22 protein-coding genes and 1 other RNA gene are annotated in these 24,642 nt (G+C 63.8%); 18 read left to right on the top strand and 5 right to left on the bottom strand.

What is annotated here, in order from left to right; translation table 11 throughout:
- The first annotated feature begins 88 nt into the window (after positions 1-88).
- Complete coding sequence (locus tag J2W94_RS05480) at positions 89-1,558, top strand: WS/DGAT/MGAT family O-acyltransferase (RefSeq protein ID WP_310090887.1); 1,470 nt, start codon at positions 89-91, stop codon at positions 1,556-1,558.
- 121 nt (positions 1,559-1,679) lie between these two features.
- Positions 1,680-2,357 carry an OmpA family protein gene (locus J2W94_RS05475; RefSeq protein WP_310090886.1) on the top strand — a complete coding sequence of 226 codons (678 nt, stop codon included), beginning with the start codon at positions 1,680-1,682 and terminating at the stop codon, positions 2,355-2,357.
- Between the two features lie 49 nt (positions 2,358-2,406).
- Here J2W94_RS05475 and J2W94_RS05470 read toward each other — a convergent pair whose 3' ends face one another.
- Both J2W94_RS05470 and ssrA read right to left on the bottom strand, forming a co-directional pair.
- Positions 2,407-2,964: a sugar O-acetyltransferase gene (locus J2W94_RS05470; protein ID WP_310090885.1), complete on the bottom strand. Its 558-nt coding sequence runs from the start codon at positions 2,962-2,964 to the stop codon at positions 2,407-2,409.
- A 117-nt stretch (positions 2,965-3,081) separates the two neighbouring features.
- Positions 3,082-3,435, bottom strand: a transfer-messenger RNA (tmRNA) gene (gene ssrA / locus J2W94_RS05465).
- A gap of 157 nt (positions 3,436-3,592) precedes the next feature.
- Between ssrA and J2W94_RS05460 the strand changes: the two genes are divergently transcribed.
- Positions 3,593-6,067 (top strand): S8 family serine peptidase, encoded by a 2,475-nt coding sequence (locus tag J2W94_RS05460; protein WP_430540546.1) that lies wholly within the window; start codon positions 3,593-3,595, stop codon positions 6,065-6,067.
- A gap of 28 nt (positions 6,068-6,095) precedes the next feature.
- Here the strand turns inward: J2W94_RS05460 and smpB are convergent, their stop codons facing one another.
- The gene (gene smpB, locus J2W94_RS05455) at positions 6,096-6,590 is read right to left on the bottom strand and encodes an SsrA-binding protein SmpB (RefSeq protein ID WP_310090884.1); all 495 of its coding nucleotides are present in this window, start codon (positions 6,588-6,590) and stop codon (positions 6,096-6,098) included.
- 64 nt (positions 6,591-6,654) lie between these two features.
- Here smpB and J2W94_RS05450 point away from each other — a divergent pair, with 64 nt between their 5' ends.
- Together J2W94_RS05450 and J2W94_RS05445 are read left to right on the top strand one after the other, a co-directional pair.
- Positions 6,655-7,083 (top strand): type II toxin-antitoxin system RatA family toxin, encoded by a 429-nt coding sequence (locus J2W94_RS05450; protein ID WP_310090883.1) that lies wholly within the window; start codon positions 6,655-6,657, stop codon positions 7,081-7,083.
- Positions 7,083-7,340, top strand: coding sequence for an RnfH family protein (locus J2W94_RS05445; RefSeq protein ID WP_310090881.1), 258 nt, complete (start codon positions 7,083-7,085; stop codon positions 7,338-7,340). Before J2W94_RS05450 ends, J2W94_RS05445 begins: the two co-directional genes overlap by 1 nt.
- Positions 7,341-7,346: 6 nt before the next feature.
- On the opposite strand, the gene J2W94_RS05440 is transcribed toward J2W94_RS05445, so the two are convergent.
- Positions 7,347-7,739 (bottom strand): outer membrane protein assembly factor BamE, encoded by a 393-nt coding sequence (locus tag J2W94_RS05440; protein WP_310090880.1) that lies wholly within the window; start codon positions 7,737-7,739, stop codon positions 7,347-7,349.
- 115 nt (positions 7,740-7,854) lie between these two features.
- On the opposite strand from J2W94_RS05440, the gene fur reads away from it, so the two are divergent.
- The gene (gene fur, locus J2W94_RS05435; RefSeq protein WP_310090879.1) at positions 7,855-8,256 is read left to right on the top strand and encodes a ferric iron uptake transcriptional regulator; all 402 of its coding nucleotides are present in this window, start codon (positions 7,855-7,857) and stop codon (positions 8,254-8,256) included.
- A gap of 246 nt (positions 8,257-8,502) precedes the next feature.
- On the opposite strand, the gene recN is transcribed toward fur, so the two are convergent.
- Positions 8,503-10,182 (bottom strand): DNA repair protein RecN, encoded by a 1,680-nt coding sequence (gene recN / locus J2W94_RS05430; protein WP_310090878.1) that lies wholly within the window; start codon positions 10,180-10,182, stop codon positions 8,503-8,505.
- Positions 10,183-10,284: 102 nt separating this feature from the next.
- On the opposite strand from recN, the gene hrcA reads away from it, so the two are divergent.
- From hrcA to greA, 12 genes are all read left to right on the top strand, one after another.
- A complete protein-coding gene (gene hrcA, locus J2W94_RS05425) occupies positions 10,285-11,334 on the top strand; it encodes a heat-inducible transcriptional repressor HrcA (protein WP_310090876.1) in 1,050 nt (349 codons plus the stop codon).
- 50 nt (positions 11,335-11,384) lie between these two features.
- Positions 11,385-11,915 carry a nucleotide exchange factor GrpE gene (gene grpE / locus J2W94_RS05420; protein ID WP_310090875.1) on the top strand — a complete coding sequence of 177 codons (531 nt, stop codon included), beginning with the start codon at positions 11,385-11,387 and terminating at the stop codon, positions 11,913-11,915.
- Between the two features lie 191 nt (positions 11,916-12,106).
- On the top strand, positions 12,107-14,023 hold the full coding sequence (dnaK, locus tag J2W94_RS05415) for a molecular chaperone DnaK (protein ID WP_310090874.1): 1,917 nt from the start codon (positions 12,107-12,109) through the stop codon (positions 14,021-14,023).
- Between the two features lie 98 nt (positions 14,024-14,121).
- Entirely contained in the window at positions 14,122-15,249 is a 1,128-nt protein-coding gene (gene dnaJ / locus J2W94_RS05410) for a molecular chaperone DnaJ (RefSeq protein ID WP_310090872.1), read from the top strand.
- Between the two features lie 33 nt (positions 15,250-15,282).
- Positions 15,283-16,155 carry an alpha/beta fold hydrolase gene (locus J2W94_RS05405; protein WP_310090870.1) on the top strand — a complete coding sequence of 291 codons (873 nt, stop codon included), beginning with the start codon at positions 15,283-15,285 and terminating at the stop codon, positions 16,153-16,155.
- Between the two features lie 75 nt (positions 16,156-16,230).
- Positions 16,231-17,436 (top strand): PLP-dependent aminotransferase family protein, encoded by a 1,206-nt coding sequence (locus J2W94_RS05400; RefSeq protein WP_310090868.1) that lies wholly within the window; start codon positions 16,231-16,233, stop codon positions 17,434-17,436.
- Between the two features lie 82 nt (positions 17,437-17,518).
- Positions 17,519-18,379, top strand: coding sequence for a metal-dependent hydrolase (locus J2W94_RS05395; RefSeq protein WP_310090866.1), 861 nt, complete (start codon positions 17,519-17,521; stop codon positions 18,377-18,379).
- Between the two features lie 69 nt (positions 18,380-18,448).
- Complete coding sequence (dapB, locus tag J2W94_RS05390; protein ID WP_310090864.1) at positions 18,449-19,162, top strand: 4-hydroxy-tetrahydrodipicolinate reductase; 714 nt, start codon at positions 18,449-18,451, stop codon at positions 19,160-19,162.
- 172 nt (positions 19,163-19,334) lie between these two features.
- The gene (gene carA / locus J2W94_RS05385) at positions 19,335-20,474 is read left to right on the top strand and encodes a glutamine-hydrolyzing carbamoyl-phosphate synthase small subunit (RefSeq protein ID WP_310090863.1); all 1,140 of its coding nucleotides are present in this window, start codon (positions 19,335-19,337) and stop codon (positions 20,472-20,474) included.
- Positions 20,471-20,914, top strand: a complete 444-nt coding sequence (locus tag J2W94_RS05380) for a DUF6973 domain-containing protein (RefSeq protein WP_310090861.1) — start codon at positions 20,471-20,473, stop codon at positions 20,912-20,914. Before carA ends, J2W94_RS05380 begins: the two co-directional genes overlap by 4 nt.
- A 7-nt stretch (positions 20,915-20,921) precedes the next feature.
- Positions 20,922-24,167, top strand: a complete 3,246-nt coding sequence (carB, locus tag J2W94_RS05375) for a carbamoyl-phosphate synthase large subunit (protein WP_310090858.1) — start codon at positions 20,922-20,924, stop codon at positions 24,165-24,167.
- Positions 24,164-24,640 (top strand): transcription elongation factor GreA, encoded by a 477-nt coding sequence (gene greA, locus J2W94_RS05370; protein WP_310090856.1) that lies wholly within the window; start codon positions 24,164-24,166, stop codon positions 24,638-24,640. Before carB ends, greA begins: the two co-directional genes overlap by 4 nt.
- Positions 24,641-24,642 lie beyond the last annotated feature (2 nt).

Raw genomic sequence — 24,642 nt, 5'->3', positions numbered from 1 at the left:
GGCCGCCTGCCAGCGCAGCGCAACATCCGAACTGCGTTGACGCCCTTCGCCGCCGCGTGCTTCACTCGACGCGGGAGAGGAGAAAACGATGGCAACGACAAAAGCGCCGCGCAAGCCGCGCAAGGAACCCATGTCGCGGGTGGATACGGCATGGTTGCGCATGGAACGCCCCACCAATCCGATGATGATCACCGGCGTGTTGATGCTGGACGAGCCGATGACGCTGGAAACGCTGAAGAAACTGGTCAGGAAGCGCTTCCTGGCCTATCCGCGCTTCCTGCAGAAGGCGGTGGATACGCCCGCTGGCGCGGCTTGGCTGGAAGACGAGCATTTCGACCTGGACTGGCACGTGCGCATGACCGCGCTGCCGGGTCGCAGCGACAAGAAATCCGAGAAGAAGGCCTTCGAACGTTTCGTCAGCCAGATGGCGTCCACGCCGCTGGACAAATCGAAACCGCTTTGGCAATTCCACCTAGTGGAGAAATACGGCGGCGGTTCGGCATTGGTCACCCGTATCCACCATAGCTACGCCGACGGCATCGCCCTGGTGCAGGTGCTGCTGTCGCTGACCGACACCACCCGCAAACCCGAGAAAAGCAGCGAGTTGCGCGCCGCTTGGTTGAAGCAGGATGGGGCCGAAGTGGTGCGCCGCGTCGGCGCCATGGACCGCTACATGAAGATCGGCGGCAAAGTGCTGGACAAGGGCATGGAGATGTACCGCGATCCGACCCTGGCAACGATGCTGGCGAAGGAGGGCGGCGAGATCGGCCGCGAACTGCTGGCGGCGCTGGCGCTGTCCGACGATCCGCCCACCATGCTCCGCGGCAAGTTGGGAGTGAGCAAGCGGGTGGCCTGGGCCGAACCCTTGGACCTGGACGAAGTGAAAGCGGTCGGCCGCGCCTGCGACTGCACGGTCAACGACGTGCTGATGGCGGCAGCGGCGGGCGCGCTGCGGAGCTACATGATCGAGCGCGGCGAAGATCTGGAAGGCGTGACCCTGCGCGCCACCGTGCCGGTGAATCTGCGTCCGTTGGAGCACGCCAAGAAACTGGGCAACCATTTCGGTCTCGTCTTTCTTGAGCTTCCGGTCGGCGAGGACAATCCGATCCGCCGGGTGGAACGCGTCGCCCAATGCATGAATGACTTGAAGAATTCTAGGCAAGCTATTGTTGCATTTGGGCTTTTAGCCGCGCTCGGCATGGCGCCAACGGCAGTGCAAGGGATCGCGCTTGAGCTCTTTAGCCGCAAGGCAACCGCCGTTGCGACCAATGTTCCCGGCCCCCAGCAGCCGCTGTACCTGGGCGGCTGCAAGATGCGGGAGATGATGTTCTGGGTGCCGCAGACCGGTTCCATCGGCATCGGCATCTCCATCATGAGCTACAACAACCGGGTGCATTTCGGCCTGATCGCCGATGCCAAGCTGGTTCCTGATCCCGATGCGGTGATCCAGCGTTTCGGTCCCGAGTTCGAGAAGTTGCTGTATCTGGCGCTGATGGGCAACTGGGACAAGAGCCTGGACTCGGACGCGGCGGCGGCGCTGACCGCTAAGTCAAGCTGAACGAATTACGTTCTGTTTGCGTCTTTTTCACCTGTCTTTAGCTGTCAGACATCCCAAGCTAGGTAGCTTGCCGGTTCTGAACCACCCAGTGGGACACGGTCCCCAAGACAGGAGAAGTCGAATGAAGACCCATGCACTCAAGGCCACCGCAGCTGCACTTATCGCCACCGTTACGCTGGGTGGTTGCGCCACTTATACCGGCCAGACCAACGATCCCAATGATCCTAACCGTACCCGCAACAACGCACTGATCGGCGCCGGTATCGGCGCAGTGGCTGGCTTGCTGAGCGGCGGCAACGCTACCGAACGGCGTCAGCGCGCTCTGGTGGGCGTGGGGGTAGGCGGCCTCGCCGGTGGCGCTATCGGCGCCTATCAGGACCGTCAGGAAGCCGAACTGCGTCGCCAGACCGCAGGAACCGGAATCGAGGTCAGCCGCGATGGCGATGTCATCAAGCTCAACCTACCGGACGGCGTCACCTTCGACTTCGGCAAGGCCAACCTCAAGTCCCAGTTCTATCCGGCGCTCGACAACGTCGCTTCCACGCTGGCCCAGTACAACCAGACCATCGTGGAAGTGTCCGGCCATACCGACAGCGTCGGCAGCGACGCGGCGAACCAGACCTTATCGGTGCAACGCGCCAACTCCGTCGGCAATTACCTGATCGGCAAGGGACTGGTGCGCGAACGCTTCGAGATCGTCGGTTTCGGCGAAACGCGGCCGGTGGCCAGCAACGATACCGATTCGGGCCGTGCCCTGAACCGTCGGGTCGAGATTCGCGTATTGCCGCTGCGTTCGTAAGCCGCAGCATTTGAAGTTCAAGGAAACGGGCCGCGAAAGCGGCCCGTTTTTATTGCCGCTTCGCTCTCGCGGGATTGCCGAACACCGTGGCGCCGGCGGCCACGTCGCGGGTCACCACGCTGCCGGCGCCGATCAAGGCATCGTCGCCGATCGTTACTCCGGGCAGGATCAGCGCGCCGGCCCCGATCCAAACGTTCTCGCCGATGCGCACCGGGCGACCGAATTCCATTCCGGTGCGCCTGATTTCCGGATCGCGTGGATGATCGGCGGTCAGTATCTGCACGCCCGGTGCGATCTGGGTCCTGGCGCCGATGGTTACGGCCACAACATCCAGGATCACGCAATTGAAGTTGAGGAATACGCCTTCGCCCAGGCTGATATTGAATCCGTAGTCGCAATGGAACGGCGGACGGATGACAGCGCCATCGCCCACGGCGGCCAGACGTTCGCGCAGCAATTGGCGGCGAAACGAAGCAGGCTGATCCGCGGCGGCGTTGTAACGCGCCGTCCAGCGCTTGGCCGCGGCCTGTGCGGTCTGTATTTCCGCATCGCCCGCGTCGTACAACTCGCCCGCGAGCATTTTTTGCATTTCGGATGGGGGATTCATCGGTCTCGGCTTATGCGCGGGGTAGCGCAATTCTAGAGTCCGCGCATACGGATGGCGGAAGCAGCCTGTCTTCCACAAAAGAACGGGCCGCTTTCGCGGCCCGTTCTTTCCACTGGATGGTGGAGATGGCGGGAATCGAACCCGCGTCCGAAGGCACTCCATCCCCGGTACTACATGCTTAGCGTTCCGTTAGATCTCGTCCTCGAGCAGCACGGCACGCAAAGCGCACCCGGTGACCAGCCTGTTTTGGTTAAGCCGTGACTGACAGGCAGCCGTCACAGCCGGTTCCGTGATAATGACCCTACATCCACGAGCACGGGCACAAGTGGGTTCGGGGCTTACGCCTTAAGCGGCGAGAGCGTAGTTGTCGTCGTTGGCAACTAGAAGTTTGCTACTGGATTAACGAGGAAAGTCGCCCCCTCGGCATGCACCAGGCAATTTCGCAACCCCCGTCGAAGCCAGTGCATCCCCGGGAATCAGATCTTGCTGATGTCCCCAGTGTAGGGGCGATGGACCCGGGTCACAACTTCTGCGACAGGCGCTGGTTAGCATCGCTTCATCGCTTTCCCAGCGGATGGCCCCAAGCCCGGGGGAAGCGCGTTTCCCATGGAAAAATGGAGGATCGACCATGGCAGCAAAGAAAGGCGGCAAGCGCCCCTCTTCATCCCGCGGCGTCGCGGCAGCGGCAAAGACAACCAAGAAAGTGGGCAAGGCGGCAGCCAAGGCCAGGAAAGCCGCCTCGCCGACGGCCAACCAGTCGAACGCCCTGCAGCGGTCCGATTTCATGGCTGCCGCCCAAGGCGAGGCCAAGACCGTCATATACATCCATGGCATCGGCAACAAGCCGACCTCCGAAGTCCTGCGCTGCCAGTGGGACAAGGCGCTGTTCGGACGCGGAATGGGCGAGCGCACGCGCCTGGCGTACTGGGTCAACCGCGATCGCTACCCGACCCCGGAACCCGGCAGCTGCGGCGACCGCGACGAAGGCCCGACCATCAACCAAGCCGAGCAACGGATACTGAGCGCGCTGGGCGTCGCACCCAGTCGCCGCGATCTGGACGAACTGGCCGATGCGCTGGCCAGTACGCCCGCCGAGAGCGCGATGCTCCACACCATGCTCGATGAAATGGGCGCCACTGGGACGCCGCAACGGGGTCCCGGCAAGCGTGGACTGCTCGACAAAGTCAACGAGATCCTGCTCAAGATGATCTCGGCGGCCTTGCTGCAGGATGTGCATGACTTCTTCTTCGACAAGAAGCGGCGCGAAGCGATGGAACGTAGCCTGCTGGATCGAATGGAATCCGGCGGCGGCCCGTTCGTGGTGGTGGCGCACAGCCAGGGCTCGATGATCGCCTACGAAGTGCTGCGCAAACTCGACCCGGCCAAATACGACGTGGCGCTGTTCGTCACCATCGGATCGCCGTTGGGCCTGCCCAGCATTCGCAGCATGTTCAAGCGTTCGATCGGCAAGAAGAAGCTGCCGTTCCCCGCCTGTGTCCGCCATTGGTACAACGTGGCCGATCGCCAGGATCCCGTTGCGCTGGACGGCAATCTGACCGACGACATCGACAATCCGGGGCAGCGTTTCTCCAACCTGCAGGGAGCCGACATCAATACCGACAGCCCGCGCAACCCGCACTCGGGTTCCGGTTACCTGTCCAACCTGCATGTGCGCGCCAAGGTGCGCGAAGTGGTGGGCGTGGGCTTCGACCAGCCGGTTTCCAACACCGTGCTGATCAAGGACCTGTCCGATCAACTGGAAGCCAACGGCGCCCAGCATCGCCATGAAGTCCTGATCGAGTTGGACAAACTGCCGGCCGGCGAGGGTGGGCGCGAGGCGGCGCGCACCGCGCTGGTCGCGCGCATCCGCACTCTGGTCTCGGCGACGAGCGAGCTCAGGAACGAAGCGCTGGACGATGAAATCTGTCTGGAAGACGGCCTGCAACGTTTCGTTTCGGCCAAATTGACCCGTTTCGAAATCGAATCGCTGCGCAACGACTATCAGACGCTGAGTTTCAAGCGGCTATGGCGCGATGCGGGCAAGCGCGCGCTATTGAACCAGTCGCGCAGCGTGATCCAGGCCGATGCCGCGCAGACGGCTTACCGTGCGCTGGGGCAGAAGATCGGCTGGGCCGTGCTGGATACCGGCATCGCGGCCGGCCATCCGCATTTCTACGAGAAAGGAAAACGCGACGTCGTCGTGGCGCAGTGGGATTGCACCATGCGCGGCAAGCCGAAGAAGCTGCTCCGTGCCGATGGCGTGGCTTTCAGCAAGTTGGACCGCAATGGCCATGGCACCCATGTGGCCGGGGTGATCGCAGGGCAGTGCAGTGCTCCCTTGCCGGGCGCGGATGGCAAGGAAAAGGTGGATTTCACCGGTATCGCACCGCTGGCGCAGTTGTACGGGTTCAAGGTGCTGGATGACGACGGCAACGGTCGCGATTCGTGGATCATCAAGGCGGTGCAGCAGGTCGCCGACATCAACGACCACGCCGGAGAGCTGGTCATTCACGGCATGAACCTGAGTCTGGGCGGTTATTTCGACGCCGAAAGCTACGGCTGCGGCTTCACTCCACTGTGCAACGAACTGCGCCGCCTGTGGCGGCAGGGCGTGGTGGTGGTGCTGGCCGCGGGCAACGAAGGCCTGGCCTGGCTGGTGCAGAACGACGGCGAGTCGTACCCGGCCAACATGGACATGACCATCGGCGATCCGGCGAACCTGGAGGACGCGATCGCGGTGGGCTCGGTGCACAAGGGCAATCCGCACAGCTACGGCGTCTCCTATTTTTCCTCGCGTGGCCCGACCGCCGACGGCCGGCACAAGCCCGATGTGGTGGCGCCCGGCGAGAAGATCATTTCGGCGCACTACGATTTCAAGGCGTCCGATCCGAAGACGTGGATGGTCGAAATGAGCGGCACCAGCATGGCGGCGCCGCATGTATCCGGATTGATCGCGGGCTTCCTTTCGGTACGGCGCGAGTTCATCGGCTTCCCCGATAGGGTCAAACAGATCGTGCTGAGCCACTGCACCGATATCGGACGCGATCCCTACATGCAGGGGAAGGGCATTCCCAACATGATCCAGATGCTGGCATCGACCTGATCGGACGACCTGATCGGAAGCGTCCTGATCAGGCGTCGCGGTTGTGGCGGCGCATCACGCGCTGCTTGTCGCGCGCCCAGTCGCGGTCCTTGCTGGCTTCGCGTTTGTCGTGGGTCTGCTTGCCTTTGGCCAGGGAGATGCCGGCCTTGACCTTGTTGCCCTTCCAGTAAAGCGAAGTGGGCACGATGGTGTAGCCGTCGCGCTCGACCTTGCCGATCAGCACGTCGATCTCGCGTTTGTGCAGCAACAACTTGCGGGTGCGGCGGTCGTCGGCGACCACGTGGGTCGAAGCCTGGATCAAGGGCGTGATCTGCGCGCCGAACAGGAACAGCTCGCCGTTGCGGACCACCGCGTAGGCTTCGGTGATATTGGCGCGGCCGGCGCGGATCGCCTTCACCTCCCAGCCCTGCAACGCCATGCCCGCCTCGTAATGTTCCTCGAGGTGGTATTCGTGGCGTGCGCGCTTGTTCTGCGCAATCGTGCCAGTGCTGTTTGCTTTATCCTTGCCGGGTTTCTTCGCCATGGCGCTATTGTCGCCGATGGTGGAAGTGCAAGCGAGCCTAACCCAGCCAGAGCCCCGTCAACGCATGCAAACCATTCGCCGCAGCGCCCTGGTCGAACACTCCACCGCCCGCATGTTCGACCTAGTCAACGATGTGGCCGCCTACCCGCGGCGTTTTGACTGGTGCAGCGCCGCCGAGCTGATCGAATCGGGCACCGACAGGCTGGTCGCGCGGCTGGACCTGGGACTGGGCGCCTTGAGCACCTGGTTCACCACCGAAAACACGCTGGATCGTCCGCACAGCATCGACATGAACCTGGTCGACGGCCCGTTCCGGAAATTGCACGGGCGCTGGGAATTCCACGCACTGGACGAAAGCGCCAGCAAAGTCACCCTGACCCTGGAGTTCGATCCGAGCAATCGTTTGCTGGGTCCCGCTATCGCGCTGGGATTCCAGGGATTGGCGGATCGCATGGTGGATGATTTCGTGCGGGTGGCCGACCGGGGCGAATGATGAAAATCGAGCTGGTCATGGCCTGGCCGCGCCGACATGAGGCCGTAGCGCTGGATCTGCCCGAGAACGCCACCTTGCGGCAGGCGCTGGAGGCGGCGGGCTGGGCCAGGATCGAAGGCGTGAACGGCTACGCGATCTTCGGCATCAATGCGGAAGCATCGACCGTATTGCACGAAGGAGATCGCATCGAATTGCTGAGACCGCTGCAGATCGATCCCAAGGATGCGCGCAGACGGCGCGCGGCCAAGCCTAGATAGCGAAGATCAGCGACGGCTGCCTTTCTTCTTTTCCTTGGCCAGGTTGGGACCGAACTTGCGCACGTCCTTGGACAGCTGCACGTCGTTTTCCGGGAAATATTCGCCCTCCCACTTGGTCACCGTGTCGCCTTCGAAAAACACCGTCAGGTTCTTGATTTCGGTGGTGCCGCGACGGTTGGTGCGTTCGACGGCGGTATAGTCCCAGCGCTGCGCGTGGAACGGGTCGGCGATCGAAGGCGTGCCGAGCAGGGCGACGACCTGCTGCTTGCTCTGGCCCACGGCCAACTGGTCCGCATTGCTCTTCTCGATCAGGTTGCCCTGGTAGATCGGCTGTTTGTACAGAATGCCGCAACCGGAGACAGCGAAGGTCACGGCGGCGATCAGCAGGAATTTACGCATCGGGAAGGGCACCGCGTTTCGACTGGGAAGAGGACCCGGCGATGATACACTTCCGACGGCCGCCGCAACCCAGCCCAAGGCGGCTGGCGCTAAACCGCCAATGAACGGAGAGGCCATGGAATCGCAGGATTTACGCAAAGTCGGACTGAAGGTGACGCATCCGCGGATGCGCATCCTGGAGCTGCTGGAACAGAGCAAGCCCCGGCACATGACCGCCGAAGACATCTATCGCCATCTGCTGGACCACGGCGATGAAATCGGGCTGGCCACGGTGTATCGCGTGCTGACCCAGTTCGAGGCGGCCGGCCTTGTTCTTAAGCACAATTTCGAAGGCGGCCAGGCCGTCTACGAACTGGACCGGGGCGAGCACCACGACCACATGGTGGACATCGAAACGGGCAAGGTCGTCGAGTTCTCCAGCGAAGAGATCGAAGCCTTGCAGCGGAAGATCGCGTCCCAGCACGGTTACGAGATCGAGGAACACTCGCTGGTGCTGTACGTGCGCAAGAAGCGCTGAGGTTGTGTCTTCCCTTCTCCCCTTGTGGGAGAAGGTGCCCGGAGGGCGGAAGAGGGGCGAGCGAAGTGGTTATTTGTCTGCTTCTTCAACAGTCAGAACAACACGCGGCCTTGCGAATGCGGCTTGATGGCTGCGATCTGATGTATTTTCCTCTCCGTCGGCCCCTCTCCCGGCACGCTCCGCGCGCCGACCTCTCAGCCTTGCACACCCTGCGGGCGCCACGAGGGGAGAGGTAGACAACAGGAGCTACGCCACGTCGCTTAAAAGCCGCTTCGCCGCCGCACGCGCTTCCTTGCTGACTTCCACGCCGCCCAGCATGCGCGCGAGTTCTTCCTCCCGCTCTTTCGCGCCCAGCAATTCCACCGAGCTTTGGGTCATGCCTTCCACCGGCGCCTTACTGACCCGGTAATGCGCGTGGCCCTGCGCGGCGACCTGCGGCAGGTGGGTCACGCAGAGCACCTGACGCTTTTCGCCCAGCGCGCGCAATTTCTGCCCGACGATGTCCGACACCGCGCCGCCGATGCCGGAATCGACTTCGTCGAAGACCATGGTGGGAACCGCATCCAGTCCCAGTGCGGCGACCTCGATGGCCAGCGAGATGCGCGAGAGTTCGCCACCCGAAGCGACCTTGCGCAGTGCGCGCGGCGGTTGCCCGGCGTTGGCCGACACCAGGAACTCCACGCGCTCGCTGCCTTGCGGATCAGGCCGTTCGACTTCATTGGATTCGATGGCGATCTCGAAATGCCCGCCCGCCATTCCCAGTTCGGCGATCAATGCGCTGGTGGCCTTGGAAAGTTTCGCCGCCGCGGTTTGCCGGGTCTTGCCGAGCTTGATCGCGGCAGCGCGCCAGGCAGCGGCGGCCGATCCGATCTCGAGATTGAGGCTGAGTAGGCGCTCGCCGGCGCCGCGCAGACCCTCCAATTCCGTGGCAATGGCATCGCGACGCGCTCCAAGCTGTTCAGGCGCGACCCGATGCTTGCGCGCCAGGTCGTGGATGCGGGTGAGCTTGCGTTCCAGTTCCATGAATTGCGCCGGATCGGCATCCAGGTCGTCGCGCACCTTGTCCAGCACCACCAGCGCTTCGTCCAACTGGATGTTGGCGTTTTCCAGCAGCGAATCGACTTCGCGAAGGCGCGGCTCGTGTTCGGCCATGCGCGCCAGCTCGCTGCGGGTCTGCTGCAGCTGCCGAGAAACCGAAGGCGCTTCCTCGCCCGCCAGGCGTGCGAATGCGGCATTGCAGGCATCAATGAGGCCCGAGGCGTTGGCCTGGCGACGGTGGCTGGCGGAGAGCGACTCGATGTCCGCGGCGGCCAGATCTTCGCGCTCCAGTTCCTTGAATTGATGCTCGAGGTAGTTGATGCGGTCCGACACATCGCCTTGCTGGGAGAGAGCATCGCGTTCGTGCAGCAAGGCATTCCAGGCTTGGGCGGCGTTGCGCACAGCGCTTCGCTCGGATTCGTTGCGCGCATAGGCGTCCAGCAGCTCCAACTGGCTGGCGCGGGACAGCAGAGCCTGATGTTCATGCTGGCCATGGATTTCCACCAACAGGCCAGCGAGTTCGGTCAGCTGGGCCAGGGTGACGCTGCGGCCGTTGATGAAGGCGCGCGAACCGCCGTCGGCACGGATTACCCGGCGCAGTTGGCAGTCCCTGCCGTCGTCGGGTTCGTTGTCGAGTTCGTTGTCGCGCAGCCAGGCCAGGGCGGGGGCGGCGGCGTCCAGGCCGAACTCGGCGGAGAGCTCGGCACGCTCGGCGCCATGGCGCACCACGCCGCTGTCGGCGCGCAACCCGGAAAGGAAGCCCAGGGCGTCCACCAGCAAGGACTTGCCTGCACCGGTCTCGCCCGAAATCACGGTCATGCCCGGGCCGAATTCCAGTTCGGCGGAACGGACGACGGCGAAATCCTTGAGGGCGAGGTGTCTGAGCATGGGTGCGCATTGTAGTGGCATGCGGCGCAATCTCTGAGACGGGCGGCGGGCGTTTGCGCAGGGCGGCTTGCATTGGTCCATCGGGAAGGCTATCTATCCGCAATGTCCACACGCCCCGCCGATCTCGACATCCGCGCCCGCCACCTGCTGCGCACGCTGATATCGCGCTACATCCGCGATGGCGAACCGGTGGGCTCGCAGACGCTGGCCCGGCATGCGGGTCTGGATGTCAGCGCCGCCACCATCCGCAACATCCTGGGCGACCTGGAAGAACTCGGCTTGCTGGCCTCGCCGCACACCTCCGCCGGTCGCATTCCCACCGCGCAGGGCTACCGCATGTTCGTCGACAGCCTGGTGCAGATGCAGCCGCTGGGCGAGGGAGAGGTGGCGCGGCTGCGCTCCGAGCTTCCGGCCGGCGTCGGCACCCAGGCCTTGCTGGGCAACGCGTCCGAGCTGCTCTCGGCGATGACCCATTTCGTCGGCGTGGTCAGCGCGCCCAAACGCGAGCAGTTCGCCTTCCGCCATATCGATTTCGTGCCGTTGGACGGGCGCCGAGTGCTGGCGATCCTGGTGTTCGCCGATAACGACGTACAGAACCGGGTAATCGAGCCGCGCCGCACCTACGATCCTTCCGAGTTGGAGCGGGTCGCCAATTACCTGAATTCCAATTTCGCCGGCCGGCCCCTGTCCGAAATCCGCGCGACGCTGCTGCGCGACCTGCGCAATGCCCAGTCCGAGATGGAAGGACTGCTGGCGCATACCGTGGAGCTGGCCGAACACGCCTTCGTGCCGGCGAGCGACGACATGGTGCTGACCGGGCAGACCCGGCTGATCGGGGTGCAGGACCTGTCGGACCTGGACCGCCTGCGGGAACTGTTCGAAACCTTCGCCCGCAAGCGCGAGATCCTGCAGTTGCTGGAACGCACCCTGCAGGCCCCGGGCGTGCGCATCTTCATCGGCGAGGAAACCGGCCTGGCCCCGCTGGATGGGGTCTCGGTGGTGACCGCACCGTATATCGCGGGCGGGCAGGTGCTGGGTGTGCTGGGAGTGATCGGGCCTACCCGGATGGCGTATGAAAGGGTGATTCCGGTGGTTCAGGCCGCCGCCGATGCGCTGGGTTCCGCCTTGAATCCTGAAGCGCCGACCCCATAGGTTCGTCTTACGCCGCCCGTTACCGAGGACGGCCTGCCACGGAAGCCCGCATGACCCACAGCCAAAACCAATCCGACTCCGCGCCCGACGATGTCTCCGAAGGCGAGGAAAACAATCTTGAAGCCCAGCTGTCCAACGAAGTAGAGCATCTGCGCGCCGAACTGGAACAGACCCGAGCCGATGTATTGCGCGAACGCGCCGATCTGGACAACCAGCGCAAGCGCGTGAGCCGCGACTTGGAGCAACTGCGCAAGTTCGCCAACGAGCGCTTGCTGTCGGACCTGCTGCCGGTCTTCGATAGCCTGGACGCGGGGTTGGCGGCGGCAGGCAAGGAGCCCGGCCCGTTGCACGACGGCCTGGAGCTGACCTTCCGTCAGCTGCTGAAAGTCGCCGCGGACCATGGCTTAAGCATGATCGACCCCACCGGCGAAGCATTCAATCCGGAATTCCATCAAGCCGTCAGCCATGTGGAAGCACCGGGCGCGGCCCCCGACAGCGTTGTTCAGGTGTTCCAGAAGGGCTACCTGCTCAACGACCGTCTGCTGCGGCCCGCCCTCGTGGTGGTGGCCAAGCACGACTGATTTTTTGCTCCTTCCCCTTCAAGGGGAAGGCCGGGAAGGGGATGGTTTTCCGAGCAGACGAGATGAATCTCGGAAGCGGGCAAACACCATCCCCACCCAACCCTCCCCTTGAAGGGGAGGGCTTAAACCCCACATTCCATCCATCAACCCGGCATCGGCCGGTTAAGACTGACCTTTAGGGAGCAAGCAACATGGGCAAGATCATCGGCATCGACCTGGGCACGACCAACTCGTGCGTGGCGATCATGGACGGCGGCAAAGCCCGCGTCATCGAAAATTCGGAAGGCGACCGCACCACGCCCTCCATCGTCGCCTACACCAAGGACGGCGAAGTGCTGGTGGGCGCCTCGGCCAAGCGTCAGGCCGTCACCAACCCCAAGAACACCTTCTACGCGGTGAAGCGCCTGATCGGCCGCAAGTTCACCGACGCCGAAGTGCAGAAGGACATCGGACTGGTTTCCTACGGCATCGTCCAGCACGACAACGGCGACGCCTGGGTGACCACTTCCGACGGCAAGAAGCTGTCGGCGCAGGAAATCTCCGCGCGCATCCTGGAAAAAATGAAGAAGACGGCCGAAGCCTTCCTGGGCGAAACCGTTACCGAAGCCGTGATCACCGTGCCGGCCTACTTCAACGACAGCCAGCGCCAGGCCACCAAGGACGCAGGCAAGATCGCCGGCCTTGACGTCAAGCGCATCATCAACGAACCCACCGCGGCCGCGCTGGCCTACGGCCTGGACAAGGACGGCGGCGACCGCAAGATCGTGGTCTACGACTTGGGCGGCGGCACCTTCGACGTGTCGGTGATCGAGATCGCCAACGTCGACGGCGAGAAGCAATTCGAAGTGCTGGCCACCAACGGCGACACCTTCCTGGGCGGCGAAGACTTCGACAAGCGCGTCATCGATTACTTGGTCGAGGAATTCCAGAAGGACCAGGGCATCGACCTGCGCAAGGATCCACTGGCCCTGCAACGTCTGAAGGATGCGGCCGAGCGCGCCAAGATCGAGCTGTCGTCCTCGCAGCAGACCGAAGTGAACCTGCCGTACGTGACGGCCGACGCCTCCGGGCCGAAGCATCTCAACATCAAGCTGACCCGCGCCAAGCTTGAGGCGCTGGTGGAAGATCTGATCAAGAAGACCATCGAGCCGTGCCGCATCGCCATGAACGATGCCGGCCTGCGCACCAGCGACATCGGCGAAGTGATCCTGGTCGGCGGCCAGACCCGCATGCCCAAGGTGCAGGCGGCAGTGACCGAATTCTTCGGCAAGGAACCGCGCAAGGACGTCAACCCGGATGAAGCCGTCGCCTTGGGCGCCGCGATCCAGGGCGGCGTACTGGGCGGCGATGTCAAGGACGTGCTGCTGCTGGACGTGACCCCGTTGAGCCTGGGCATCGAGACCCTGGGCGGCGTGTTCACCAAGATCATCGAGAAGAACACCACCATCCCGACCAAGGCGTCGCAGACCTTCTCCACCGCCGAAGACAACCAGTCCGCAGTGACCGTGCATGTGCTGCAGGGCGAGCGCGAGCAGGCCCGCTTCAACAAGTCGATGGCCAAGTTCGACCTGTCCGGTATCGAGCCGGCGCCGCGCGGCTTGCCGCAGGTGGAGGTGTCGTTCGATATCGACGCCAACGGCATCATCCACGTCAGCGCCAAGGACAAGAAGACCAACAAGGAACAGAAGGTCGAGATCAAGTCCGGTTCGGGCCTGTCCGAAGCCGAGATCGCGCAGATGGTGGCCGACGCCGAAGCGCACCGCGAAGAGGACCAGAAGTTCCACGAGCTGGTGCAGGCGCGCAACCAGGCCGACGGCCTGATCCACGCCACCCGCACCGCCATCACCGAGCATGGCAGCAAGGTCGACGGCAGCGTCATCGGCAACGTCGAGGCGGCCCTGGCCGATCTGGAAACCGCGATGAAGGGCGACGACAAGGCGCAGATCGAAGCCAAGACCAAAAACCTGGAAGAAGCCGGCCAGTCGCTGTATGCGGCGGTCGCTGCGACGGGACAGGAAAGCGGCGGCGGTCAGGCCTCCGGCCAGAACGCGGGCGAAGACGTGGTCGACGCCGAGTTCACCGAAGTCAAAGAAGACGAGAAGAAGTGATCGGGTAACGATCGTGATTCTGTAGATCCGATGGGGCGGGGCGTTTGCCTCGCTCCATCTTGTTATCCGATTCCTGAAACCTGGTTCCCGATCGACTCATGAGCAAACGCGACTACTACGAAGTCCTGGGCGTGGCCCGCAACGCCAGCGAAGAAGAGCTGAAGAAGGCTTATCGTCGCTGTGCGATGAAGCACCATCCCGACCGCAATCCCGGCGACTCCGCCGCGGAAGCCGCGTTCAAGGAGTGCAAGGAAGCCTATGAGGTGCTGTCCGACGGCGGCAAGCGCCGCATGTACGACCAGCACGGGCATGCCGCGTTCGAGCACGGCATGGGCGGTGGCGGCGCAGGGCCCAACCCGGCCGACATGGGCGACATCTTCGGAGACATCTTCGGCAATATCTTCGGTGGCGGCGGTGGCGCACGCGCTGCGCGCCGTGGCGCCGACGTCGGCTATGTGATGGAACTCGATCTGGAAGAGGCCGTCGCCGGCATCGAGAAGCGTATTGAGATCCCGACATTGGCCGCATGCGAGCCCTGTCATGGTTCCGGTTCGGAGGACGGCAAGACCGAAACCTGCAGCACCTGCGGCGGTCGCGGCCAGGTACGCATGCAGCGCGGCATCTTCGCCATGCAGCAGGCCTGTCCGCATTGCGGCGGCCGCGGGCAGATCATCCGCAATCCCTGCAAAACCTGCCATGGCGCGGGCCGCGTGGAAGAAGAGAAAGTCCTGTCGGTGAAGATTCCAGCAGGCGTGGACAACGGCGACCGCATCCGTCTTGCGGGCGAAGGCGAAGCCGGCCCTGCCGGTACTCCCCCCGGCGACCTTTACGTGGAAGTGCGCGTGCGCGAGCACCCGATCTTCCAGCGCGACGGCGACGACCTGCACTGCGAAGTGCCGATCCGTATTTCCCAGGCCGCGCTTGGCGACACCGTGCGTGTGCCTACCCTGGAAGGCGAAGCGGAAATCCGCATTCCCGCCGAAACCCAGACCGGCAAGCTGTTCCGTCTGCGCGGCAAGGGCGTGAAATCCGTACGCAGCCGCAGCACCGGCGACCTGTTCTGCCGGGTGGCGGTGGAGACGCCGGTCAACCTGACCGCCGAACAGCGCGAGCTGATGGAAAAATTCGAGGCCACTTTCACCGGCGAGGATGCGCGCAGGCACTCGCCGAAGTCGGCGACTTTCCTCGACGGGGTGAAGTCGTTCTGGGACCGGATGACTTCGTAAGGATTCCCCTCGGTCCCATGCAACAATCGCCGCATGCGCAAGGGCGAGGTCACGGCCAACGGTTTGCGGTTCACCTACCTGGAGCAGGGGCAAGGTCCCCTGGTCCTGCTGCTGCATGGCTTCCCGGATAACGCGTACTCCTGGGAGCGCCAGATGCCGATGCTGGCGGAAGCCGGTTACCGGGTCGTGGCCCCTTTCCTCCGCGGCTATCCGCCGACTGAAATCCCCAATGGCGGCTACTTCGATCTGGCCACGCTGGCTACCGACATCAAGTGCCTGATCGAGGCGCTGAACGCTGGGCAGCGCTGTTGCCTGGTGGGCCAGGACTGGGGCGCGGCGATCGGCTATTCGGTTTTGAGCGCGTATCCGGGATGGATCGATCGTGCGGTCATACTGGCGGTGCCGCATCCCAAGGAAGGGCGCCGCACGATCAGGAGATCGCCCAGGCACATCCTGCGTTCGTTTCACTGGTTCCTGTTCCAGTTGCCCTGGTTGCCGGAAGCGCTATGCAAGGCCGGCAATTTCGCCTTCATCGAACTTCTTTGGAAAATGTGGTCGGCGGCCTACGACGACCGCGCGCATGTCCAGCAGGTCAAGCGGATGCTCGCGCAACCCGGCGCGATGGAAGCCACGCTGGCCTACTACCGGGCCATGATGAATCCCAAGAAAGGCGACCCGGCGCTGGCCGACGTCACCGCCAGGCTGGACGACCTCATCGCCACGCCCACGCGCGTGCTGTGCGGATCGCGCGACATACGCAGGGAACTGCTGGGTCGTCAGAGCGATCTTTTCGCCGGCCCTTACGAATGGGACATCGTCGAAGGGGCAGGGCATTTCCTGCATCGCGAGAAGCCTCTGGAAGTCGGCGCGTCCATCATCGACTGGCTGGCCAGGACGGAAGTCTGACTCTGGAAGCGCTACTGAGGCGCTAAGTCGGCCCCCGGACCAACGGCCCGCCCGGCTAACCGGTAAACTTGCCGGATGACGACCTCCATCCAAATCTCCAAGCGCGCCCAGGGCCTCACCAGCTCGGCGATCCGTGAAATCCTCAAGGTCACCGAGCGGCCGGAGGTGATCTCCTTCGCCGGCGGCCTGCCGTCGCCGGACACTTTTCCCATCGAGCGCATGCGCTGGGCCTGCACCAAGGTGCTGGACGAAGCTCCGCAGGCGGCATTGCAGTACGGCCCCACCGAGGGCTATACGCCGCTGCGCGAATGGGTTGCCAAACGGTTGAGCCAGAACGGCGCCACCATCCGCCCCAGCCAGGTGCTGATCACCACCGGTTCGCAGCAGGGCCTGGACCTGCTGGGCAAGGTGCTGATCGACGAAGGCAGCAAGGTGCTGGTGGAAACCCCCAGCTACCTCGGCGCGTTGCAGGCGTTCTCGCTGTTCCAGCCCGCGTTTTCGGCCATGGAAACGGACGAGGACGGCATCGTCACCGACGCATTGACCACGGATCAGCTGGCCGGCGCCCGTTTCATGTACTGCCTGCCCAACTTCCAGAACCCCACCGGTCGTCGCCTGCCGCTGGAGCGCCGCAAGGCGCTGCTGGAAAAAGCCATCGCTGCCGGTGTGCCGGTAGTCGAAGACGACCCTTATGGCGAGCTTTGCTACAGCGGCGACGCGCTACCCAGCCTGCTGTCGATGGCGCCGGAAAACGTGATCTACATGGGCTCGTTCTCCAAGGTGCTGGCTCCCGGCCTGCGTTTGGGCTTCGTGGTCGCGCCCGAAGAACTGCACGGCAAGCTGGTACAGGCCAAACAGGCCGCCGACCTGCATACGCCGTCGTTTTCCCAGCGCATCGTCTACGAAGCGGTGCAGGACGGCTTCCTGGATGCCCACATTCCCACCATCCGTACGCTGTATGCGAAGCAGTGCCAGCTGATGCTGGCTGCGCTGGAGCGTTATTTCCCCTCCGAAGCGAGCTGGAACCAGCCGGCCGGGGGCATGTTCATTTGGGTCAACCTGCCCGAGGGCGTGGACAGCGGCGCCCTGCTGGCCAAGGCCATCGAACAGAACGTGGCTTTCGTACCCGGCGCGCCGTTCTATGCGGTCGATCCGCAGTCCAACACCTTGCGCTTGTCGTTCGTCACCGTGCCCGCGGAGAAGATCGAGATCGGCATGCAGAAACTGGGCGCCTTGTTGAAGACGGAAATCGCCGCTTTGCCCGAGCGCAATGCGGCGTGACTTTGTTTTTTTGCTGTGCCGTAATGCGGGTTCCAGGAGTTGTAAGGTGTGACGCCGGTTGCAGGCGTCGAGGAGTACGGACATGCCTGACCCGATCGTCCCGCGCAGTTTCACGCCCACGTTGCCATTGGATATTCCGCGCCATTGGCTTCCCGGCAATCCCGTTGTCTCATCGATTCTGAATGCCTATACGGTGCTGGTGCCGGCCAACGAGGCGTTCTACATACGCACGCTGAAGCGCTGCACGCCGCGGATCCACGATCAGGCGCTTCGCGACACCGTGGTCGATTTCATCCATCAGGAAGCGCAGCACGGCATCGCCCACAAGCGTTACTGGCGCAATCTGGATGCGCAAGGCTACCGGTTCAGAGGTTTCGAAAAGGCGGTGGAGTTGCTCACTTTCCGCACGATCGAGCGCACCACGCCGCTAGCGCTGCGCGTGTCGCTGGTGAGTTGCGTGGAACACATCAACGCCTATATCGGTCATGAATTCCTGTCGCAGGACTTGCTGGCCGAGGCGCATCCGCAGATGCGCGCGCTGATGGAATGGCATTTCGCGGAAGAAATCGAACACAAGCGCGTCGCCTTCGAGGTGCTCGCCGCCGTTTCGCCGGCTTACGTAATGCGAGTGCTTGGTTTCTTGCTGACCGTGCCGCTGTTCTATCTATTGATCAGCATGGCCATGGTCCGTTTCCTGGCGCAGGACCGACTGCTGTTCAAGATCGGTACGTGGAGGCAACTGTGGCGGCATCTCGGACCGGACCACCACATGTTCGCACGCACCTTGGGTCATCTATGGGCTTATCTGCGTCCGCGATTCCATCCTGACCTGCTCGACGATCGCGAGATGTCGCGCACTGTGATCGCTGGTTATGCCTTGGCGCAGCCACCGTTGGTGGTGCCCACGGCGCGTTCGAAAAGGGCGACGCAGGTTTCTCCATAAGCCCGGATTGAAGCCGGCATCGCTCAGAGGCGGCTTGTTACCGCATGGGCATCGGGCTAGCCTTGGCGGATGAACCGCCCCATTAAATTATTGATCCACGGTGCCTCCGGTCGCATGGGCCAGGCCTTGTTGCGGTTGTGCGCCGAGCAAGGCGACTGCCAGATCGTGGCGGCCGTTACCCGCAAGTCGCCAGCGCAACGTGTGGTGGACGGCGTGCCGTTCTTCGCCGCCAATGAGCTTTCGGGTGCGCCTGCTTTCGACGTCGCCATCGATTTCAGCCTGCCCGAGGGATTCGACCCCGTGCTCGGTCTGTGCGTGGCGCGTGGTGCGGCGCTGGTGTCGGGAACCACCGGGTTGAGCGAAGCGCAACGCGCAGCGCTGGACGCTGCGGCTACCAGAGTTCCGCTGGTCTGGGCCTCCAATTTCAGCCTGGGCGTGGCGGTGTTGACCGAACTGGTGGAGCGTGCCGCGGCGGCCTTGCCCGGCTGGGACTGCGATGTGATCGAAGCCCACCACACCCAGAAGAAGGACGCGCCCTCCGGTACCGCCCTCACTCTGGGCGAGGCAGCGGCCGCCAATGGCGCCAAAGTCAGCTATGCCAGCCTGCGCGCCGGCGACATCGTGGGCGAGCACACGGTCCAGTTCACCGGCCTGGGCGAGCGTCTGGAGCTGGTGCACCGCGCCGGCAACCGCGATATTTTCGCCCGCGGCGCCTTGCACGCGGCCCTGCGCATTGTTGGCAGACCTCCAGCCGCCTACCGGCTCCGGGATTTGCTGGACTGAACGTTCCGGTTCCGCCCGATTCCTGAAAAACGACTGGCGTCCGCGACCCCGCGCCCGTACAATTCTCGCTCGCCTGTTACCCACCGCCACGGACCGGAGAAATACCGAGTTCGCGGTTTCTTGCAGCCGCAAGTTGGAGGGGCAGGGTTCCTTCACCCCCAAGGCGAGCCCAGTGACCCAACCCGCAATCCTCGTACTCGAAGACGGCAGCGTATTCGAGGGCGAATCCGTAGGCGCGAGCGGCCTTTCCGCAGGCGAGGTGGTATTCAACACCGCCATGACCGGCTATCAGGAAGTCCTCACCGATCCCTCGTACGCCCGCCAACTGGTCACCCTGACCTATCCCCATGTCGGCAACACCGGCTGCACCGACCAGGACGACGAAGCGCGCCAGGTCTGGTCCGCCGGCCTGATCGTACGCGACGTGCCGCGCCGTCCCAGCAACTGGCGCAACCAGCAGGCGCTGCCCGAGTGGCTGGCGCAACGCAACGTGGTGGCCATCGCCGGCATCGACACCCGCAAGCTGACCCGCCTGCTGCGCGACCGCGGTTCGCAGAACGGCGCGCTGATGGCGGGTGCGGCTCTCAACATGCAAGCTGATGTGGAAAAGGCCCTGGAAGCCGCTCGCAAGTTCCCAGGCCTGAAAGGGATGGATCTGGCGAAGGTGGTTTCCACCACGCAGAACTATCCGTGGAAGGAAGGGCAGCTGGATCTGGATACGGGGCTTCCCGTCAACGCCGGGGCCAGATTCAAGGTGGTCGCCTACGATTTCGGCGTCAAATTGAACATCCTGCGCATGCTGGCCGAACGTGGTTGCGATGTAACCGTGGTCCCCGCGCAGACCTCCGCTGCCGATGCGCTGGCGCTCAAGCCCGATGGAGTGTTCCTGTCCAACGGCCCCGGCGATCCGGAGCCCTGCGACTACGCGATCGCTGCGATCCGCGAGTTCGTCGCGCAGAAGATCCCGACTTTCGGCATCTGCCTGGGCCACCAGTTGCTCGCGCTAGCGGCAGGCGCCAAAACCCTGAAGATGGGCCACGGCCATCACGGCGCCAACCATCCGGTGCAGGATCTCGATAGCGGCCGGGTGATGATCACTTCGCAGAACCACGGCTTCGCCGTCGACGAATCGACGCTGCCGGCCAACGTGCGCGTGACCCACCGCTCGCTGTTCGATGGCACCAACCAGGGTATCGAACTGACCGACGCGCCGGCGTTTTCGTTCCAGGGGCATCCGGAAGCGTCGCCGGGGCCGCGAGATGTGTCGCCGTTGTTCGATCGCTTCATCGTGTCGATGCAGCGCGCCGGATGATCCGTTGGCGCGCCAATCCGGCTTTCACGCGCTGGTCGCGCCGCGTGATCGTCGTTGGCGTGCTGCTGGGGGCGTATCCGGTCTTCGTGTTGAGCGCCGTGTATGCGCAGTGCCTGGGCTCGGACCTGCCGGGTGGGCGCGACGGTCCGGGCGATGCTTATCGCCACACGCTGGCCAGCGCCATCGTCGCCTACACCAGTTCGCCGCGTTGCGTGGACTGGGTGACGCAGGCAATGGAGCGCGACGCGCAGGAGCGACCCGATCGCGCGATGGACGCGCACAACAACAAGATCGGCGCGCGAATAGGCGCCAGCGCCACCAGTTGGACTTCGATGCAGCAAGCCGTGCTTGCCGCCATCCACGACGGGACGGTCGATGCACGATCGCCCGACCAGATCACCTGGCGCGCGCCCGACGCGTGGCGGGAACGACTTTACTGAGGACGAAATGCCCAAACGTAGCGACCTGAAAACCATCCTGATCATCGGCGCCGGCCCCATCGTCATCGGCCAGGCCTGCGAGTTCGATTATTCGGGCGCGCAGGCGTGCAAGGCGCTGCGGGACGAGGGCTACCGGGTGGTGCTGGTCAACAGCAATCCGGCCACCATCATGACCGACCCGGAGATGGCCGACGCGGTCTATATCGAGCCCATCACCTGGCAGATGGTCGAGAAGATCATCGACAAGGAGCGACCCGATGCGCTGCTGCCCACCATGGGCGGGCAGACCGCGCTCAACTGCGCGCTGGATCTGGCCGACAACGGCGTGCTGGAAAAATACGGCGTCGAACTGATCGGCGCCAAGCGCGAAGCGATCATGATGGCCGAGGACCGCGAGCTGTTTCGCGTGGCCATGGCCGAGATCGGCCTGGAGTGCCCGAAGGCCGAGGTCGCGCGTTCGCTGGAACAGGCGCTGGATATCCAGACCCGCGTGGGCTATCCCACCATCATCCGCCCCAGCTTCACCTTGGGCGGAAGCGGCGGCGGCATCGCCTACAACCGCGAAGAGCTCATCGAGATCGTCAACCGCGGCCTGGAACTCTCGCCCACCAGCGAAGTGCTGGTGGAAGAATCCGTGTTGGGCTGGAAGGAGTTCGAGATGGAAGTGGTCCGCGATACCGCGGACAACTGCATCATCGTCTGCTCCATCGAGAACCTGGACCCGATGGGCGTGCATACCGGCGACTCGATCACCGTCGCTCCGGCGCAGACCCTGACCGACAAGGAGTACCAGCGCCTGCGCGATGCCTCCATCGCGGTGCTGCGCAAGATCGGCGTCGACACCGGCGGCTCCAACGTGCAGTTCGGCATCAATGCGCAGACCGGGCGCGTGGTGGTGATCGAAATGAACCCGCGCGTCTCGCGTTCTTCGGCACTGGCGTCCAAGGCCACCGGTTTTCCGATCGCCAAGGTCGCGGCCAAGCTGGCCGTGGGTTACACGCTGGACGAACTGCGCAACGAGATCACCGGCGGCCTGACCCCGGCGTCGTTCGAGCCGGCCATCGACTACGTGGTCACCAAAATTCCGCGCTTCGCCTTCGAGAAGTTCCCCGCCGCCGATGCGCGCCTGACCACGCAGATGAAATCGGTGGGCGAGGTGATGGCGATGGGCCGTACCTTCCAGGAGTCGCTGCAGAAGGCGCTGCGCGGCCTGGAAACCGGCAAGGTCGGGCTGGACCCTACCGGGCTGGACCTGTCCAGCGCCGACGACCTGGCCACGTTGCGCCGCGAGATGAAGGAACCGGGGCCCGAACGGCTGTTCTACGTGGCCGATGCGTTCCGTGCCGGCATGAGCGTGGAGGACGTGCACGCATTGTCGTTCATCGATCCGTGGTTCCTGGACCAGATCGAGGAAATCATCGCCGAGGAAAAACGGCTCGCCGCCGAAGGACTGGGCTCGCTGGACAAGGCGCGCCTGCGCAAGCTCAAACGCGCCGGCTTCTCCGACGCACGCTTGGCGCAACTGGCCCAGACCGACGAAGGCGCCGTGCGTAATCTGCGCCGTACGCTCAAGGTCAAACCGGTCTACAAGCGCGTCGACTCCTGCGCAGCGGAATTCTCCACCAGCACCGCCTACCTGTACTCGACCTACGAGGACGAGTGCGAGGCGGAGCCGACCGGCCGCGACAAGATCATGATCCTGGGCGGAGGCCCTAACCGCATCGGCCAGGGCATCGAGTTCGACTATTGCTGCGTGCATGCCGCACTGGCGCTGCGCGAGGATGGTTACGAGACCATCATGGTCAACTGCAACCCGGAAACCGTCTCCACCGATTACGACACCTCCGACCGCCTGTACTTCGAACCATTGACGCTCGAAGACGTGCTGGAGATCGTCGAGCTGGAGAAACCCAAGGGCGTGATCGTGCAGTACGGCGGACAGACCCCGCTGAAGTTGGCGCAGGCGTTGGAAGCCAACGGCGTGCCGGTGATCGGCACTTCGCCCGATTCGATCGATCTGGCCGAGGACCGCGAGCGCTTCCAGCAACTGGTGGAAAAACTGGGCCTGAAGCAGCCGCCCAACCGCATCGCCCGTAATGACCAGGAAGCGCTGGTCCTGGCGCGCGAGATCGGCTATCCGCTGGTGGTGCGTCCGTCGTATGTGCTCGGCGGCCGCGCGATGGAAATCGTCTACGGCGAATCGGACCTGGCGCGCTATGTGCGCGATGCGGTCAAGGTCTCGAACGATTCGCCGGTGCTGCTGGATCGCTTCCTGGACAACGCGGTGGAAGTGGACGTGGACATCATCGCCGACAGCACCGGCGCCGTATTGGTGGGCGGGGTGATGGAACATATCGAGGAAGCCGGCGTGCATTCGGGCGATTCCTCGTGCTCGCTGCCACCGTATTCGCTGTCGGCCAAGACCCAGGCCGAGCTGCGCCGCCAAGTCGTTGAACTGGCCAAGGCGCTGAACGTCGTGGGCCTGATGAACACGCAGTTCGCCATCCAGACCAACGACGACGGCGACGACACCATCTTCCTGCTGGAAGTGAACCCGCGCGCCTCGCGCACCGTACCGTTCGTGTCCAAGGCCACCGGCATGCCGCTGGCAAAGATCGCCGCGCGCTGCATGGCCGGCAAGTCGCTGGCCGAGCAGGGCGCGATCAAGGAAATCGTGCCGCACTACTACTCGGTGAAGGAAGCCATCTTCCCGTTCGCCAAGTTCCAGGGTGTCGATCCCATCCTCGGTCCGGAAATGCGCTCCACCGGCGAGGTCATGGGCGTGGGCCGCAACTTCGGCGCCGCGTTCGCGCGCGCGCAGGAAGCCGGCGGCATCAAGGCGCCGCCGGTGGGCAAGGTGTTCCTGTCGGTGCGCGATCCGGACAAGTCCCGGGTACTGCCGGTGGCCAGAGACCTGATCCAGCGCGGCTACACCCTGGTCGCCACCCGCGGCACCTGCGCCTGGCTGCAGCAGAACGGCCATGCCTGCGAACAGATCAACAAGGTGGTCGAAGGCCGCCCGCACATCGTCGACCTGATCAAGAACGGCGAAATCGTGTATATCGTCAACACCACCGAAGGACGCCAGGCGATTTCCGACTCGTTCTCGATACGGCGCGAAGCCCTCCAGCATCGCGTGACCTATTCCACCACCATCGCCGGCGCCCGCGCGCTGGTGCATTCGCTTGAATTCCGCGGCACCGGTCCCGTCTGGGCGCTGCAGGAGCTGCACAAGGAGTTGCAAGAGCAATGAGAGCGCCACTTACTTTGAAAGGCTCGCAGCGCCTGCGCGACGAGCTGGACCAGCTGAAATCGGTGAAGCGCCCGGAGATCATCAATGCGATCGCCGAAGCGCGCGCGCACGGCGATCTGAAGGAGAACGCCGAATACCACGCCGCCCGCGAACAGCAGAGTTTCGTCGAAGGCCGCATCAAGCAGCTCGAAAGCGAACTGTCGCATGCGGAAGTGATCGACGTGACCCAGCTCAACGCGGGCTCGCGGGTGGTCTTCGGCGCGACCGTGACCCTGGCCGACGTGGAAACCGACGAAGAGAAGCGCTACCAGATCGTCGGCGACCTGGAGGCCGACATCAAGCTATCGATGATCGCGATTTCCTCGCCGCTGGCACGCGCGTTGATCGGCAAGAACGAAGGCGACTCGGTGGTCATCGACGCGCCGGCCGGTCAGCGCGAGTACGAAATCGTCAGCGTCGCGTACGCGGGCTGAGC

Source organism: Pseudoxanthomonas sacheonensis, from assembly GCF_031455975.1.
GTDB lineage: Bacteria > Pseudomonadota > Gammaproteobacteria > Xanthomonadales > Xanthomonadaceae > Pseudoxanthomonas_A > Pseudoxanthomonas_A sacheonensis_A.
Note: the sequence above shows the minus strand (reverse complement) of the source record. Positions and strands in the feature narration are given on the sequence as shown.

What these genes read in the sequence shown, in the direction of transcription:
- J2W94_RS05480 (WP_310090887.1), top strand. Translation starts at nt 89, where the DNA reads ATGGCAACGACAAAAGCGCCGCGCAAGCCGCGCAAGGAACCCATGTCG.
- J2W94_RS05475 (WP_310090886.1), top strand. Translation starts at nt 1,680, where the DNA reads ATGAAGACCCATGCACTCAAGGCCACCGCAGCTGCACTTATCGCCACC.
- J2W94_RS05470 (WP_310090885.1), bottom strand. Translation starts at nt 2,964, where the DNA reads ATGAATCCCCCATCCGAAATGCAAAAAATGCTCGCGGGCGAGTTGTAC.
- J2W94_RS05460 (WP_430540546.1), top strand. Translation starts at nt 3,593, where the DNA reads ATGGCAGCAAAGAAAGGCGGCAAGCGCCCCTCTTCATCCCGCGGCGTC.
- smpB (WP_310090884.1), bottom strand. Translation starts at nt 6,590, where the DNA reads ATGGCGAAGAAACCCGGCAAGGATAAAGCAAACAGCACTGGCACGATT.
- J2W94_RS05450 (WP_310090883.1), top strand. Translation starts at nt 6,655, where the DNA reads ATGCAAACCATTCGCCGCAGCGCCCTGGTCGAACACTCCACCGCCCGC.
- J2W94_RS05445 (WP_310090881.1), top strand. Translation starts at nt 7,083, where the DNA reads ATGAAAATCGAGCTGGTCATGGCCTGGCCGCGCCGACATGAGGCCGTA.
- J2W94_RS05440 (WP_310090880.1), bottom strand. Translation starts at nt 7,739, where the DNA reads ATGCGTAAATTCCTGCTGATCGCCGCCGTGACCTTCGCTGTCTCCGGT.
- fur (WP_310090879.1), top strand. Translation starts at nt 7,855, where the DNA reads ATGGAATCGCAGGATTTACGCAAAGTCGGACTGAAGGTGACGCATCCG.
- recN (WP_310090878.1), bottom strand. Translation starts at nt 10,182, where the DNA reads ATGCTCAGACACCTCGCCCTCAAGGATTTCGCCGTCGTCCGTTCCGCC.
- hrcA (WP_310090876.1), top strand. Translation starts at nt 10,285, where the DNA reads ATGTCCACACGCCCCGCCGATCTCGACATCCGCGCCCGCCACCTGCTG.
- grpE (WP_310090875.1), top strand. Translation starts at nt 11,385, where the DNA reads ATGACCCACAGCCAAAACCAATCCGACTCCGCGCCCGACGATGTCTCC.
- dnaK (WP_310090874.1), top strand. Translation starts at nt 12,107, where the DNA reads ATGGGCAAGATCATCGGCATCGACCTGGGCACGACCAACTCGTGCGTG.
- dnaJ (WP_310090872.1), top strand. Translation starts at nt 14,122, where the DNA reads ATGAGCAAACGCGACTACTACGAAGTCCTGGGCGTGGCCCGCAACGCC.
- J2W94_RS05405 (WP_310090870.1), top strand. Translation starts at nt 15,283, where the DNA reads ATGCGCAAGGGCGAGGTCACGGCCAACGGTTTGCGGTTCACCTACCTG.
- J2W94_RS05400 (WP_310090868.1), top strand. Translation starts at nt 16,231, where the DNA reads ATGACGACCTCCATCCAAATCTCCAAGCGCGCCCAGGGCCTCACCAGC.
- J2W94_RS05395 (WP_310090866.1), top strand. Translation starts at nt 17,519, where the DNA reads ATGCCTGACCCGATCGTCCCGCGCAGTTTCACGCCCACGTTGCCATTG.
- dapB (WP_310090864.1), top strand. Translation starts at nt 18,449, where the DNA reads ATGAACCGCCCCATTAAATTATTGATCCACGGTGCCTCCGGTCGCATG.
- J2W94_RS05380 (WP_310090861.1), top strand. Translation starts at nt 20,471, where the DNA reads ATGATCCGTTGGCGCGCCAATCCGGCTTTCACGCGCTGGTCGCGCCGC.
- carB (WP_310090858.1), top strand. Translation starts at nt 20,922, where the DNA reads ATGCCCAAACGTAGCGACCTGAAAACCATCCTGATCATCGGCGCCGGC.
- greA (WP_310090856.1), top strand. Translation starts at nt 24,164, where the DNA reads ATGAGAGCGCCACTTACTTTGAAAGGCTCGCAGCGCCTGCGCGACGAG.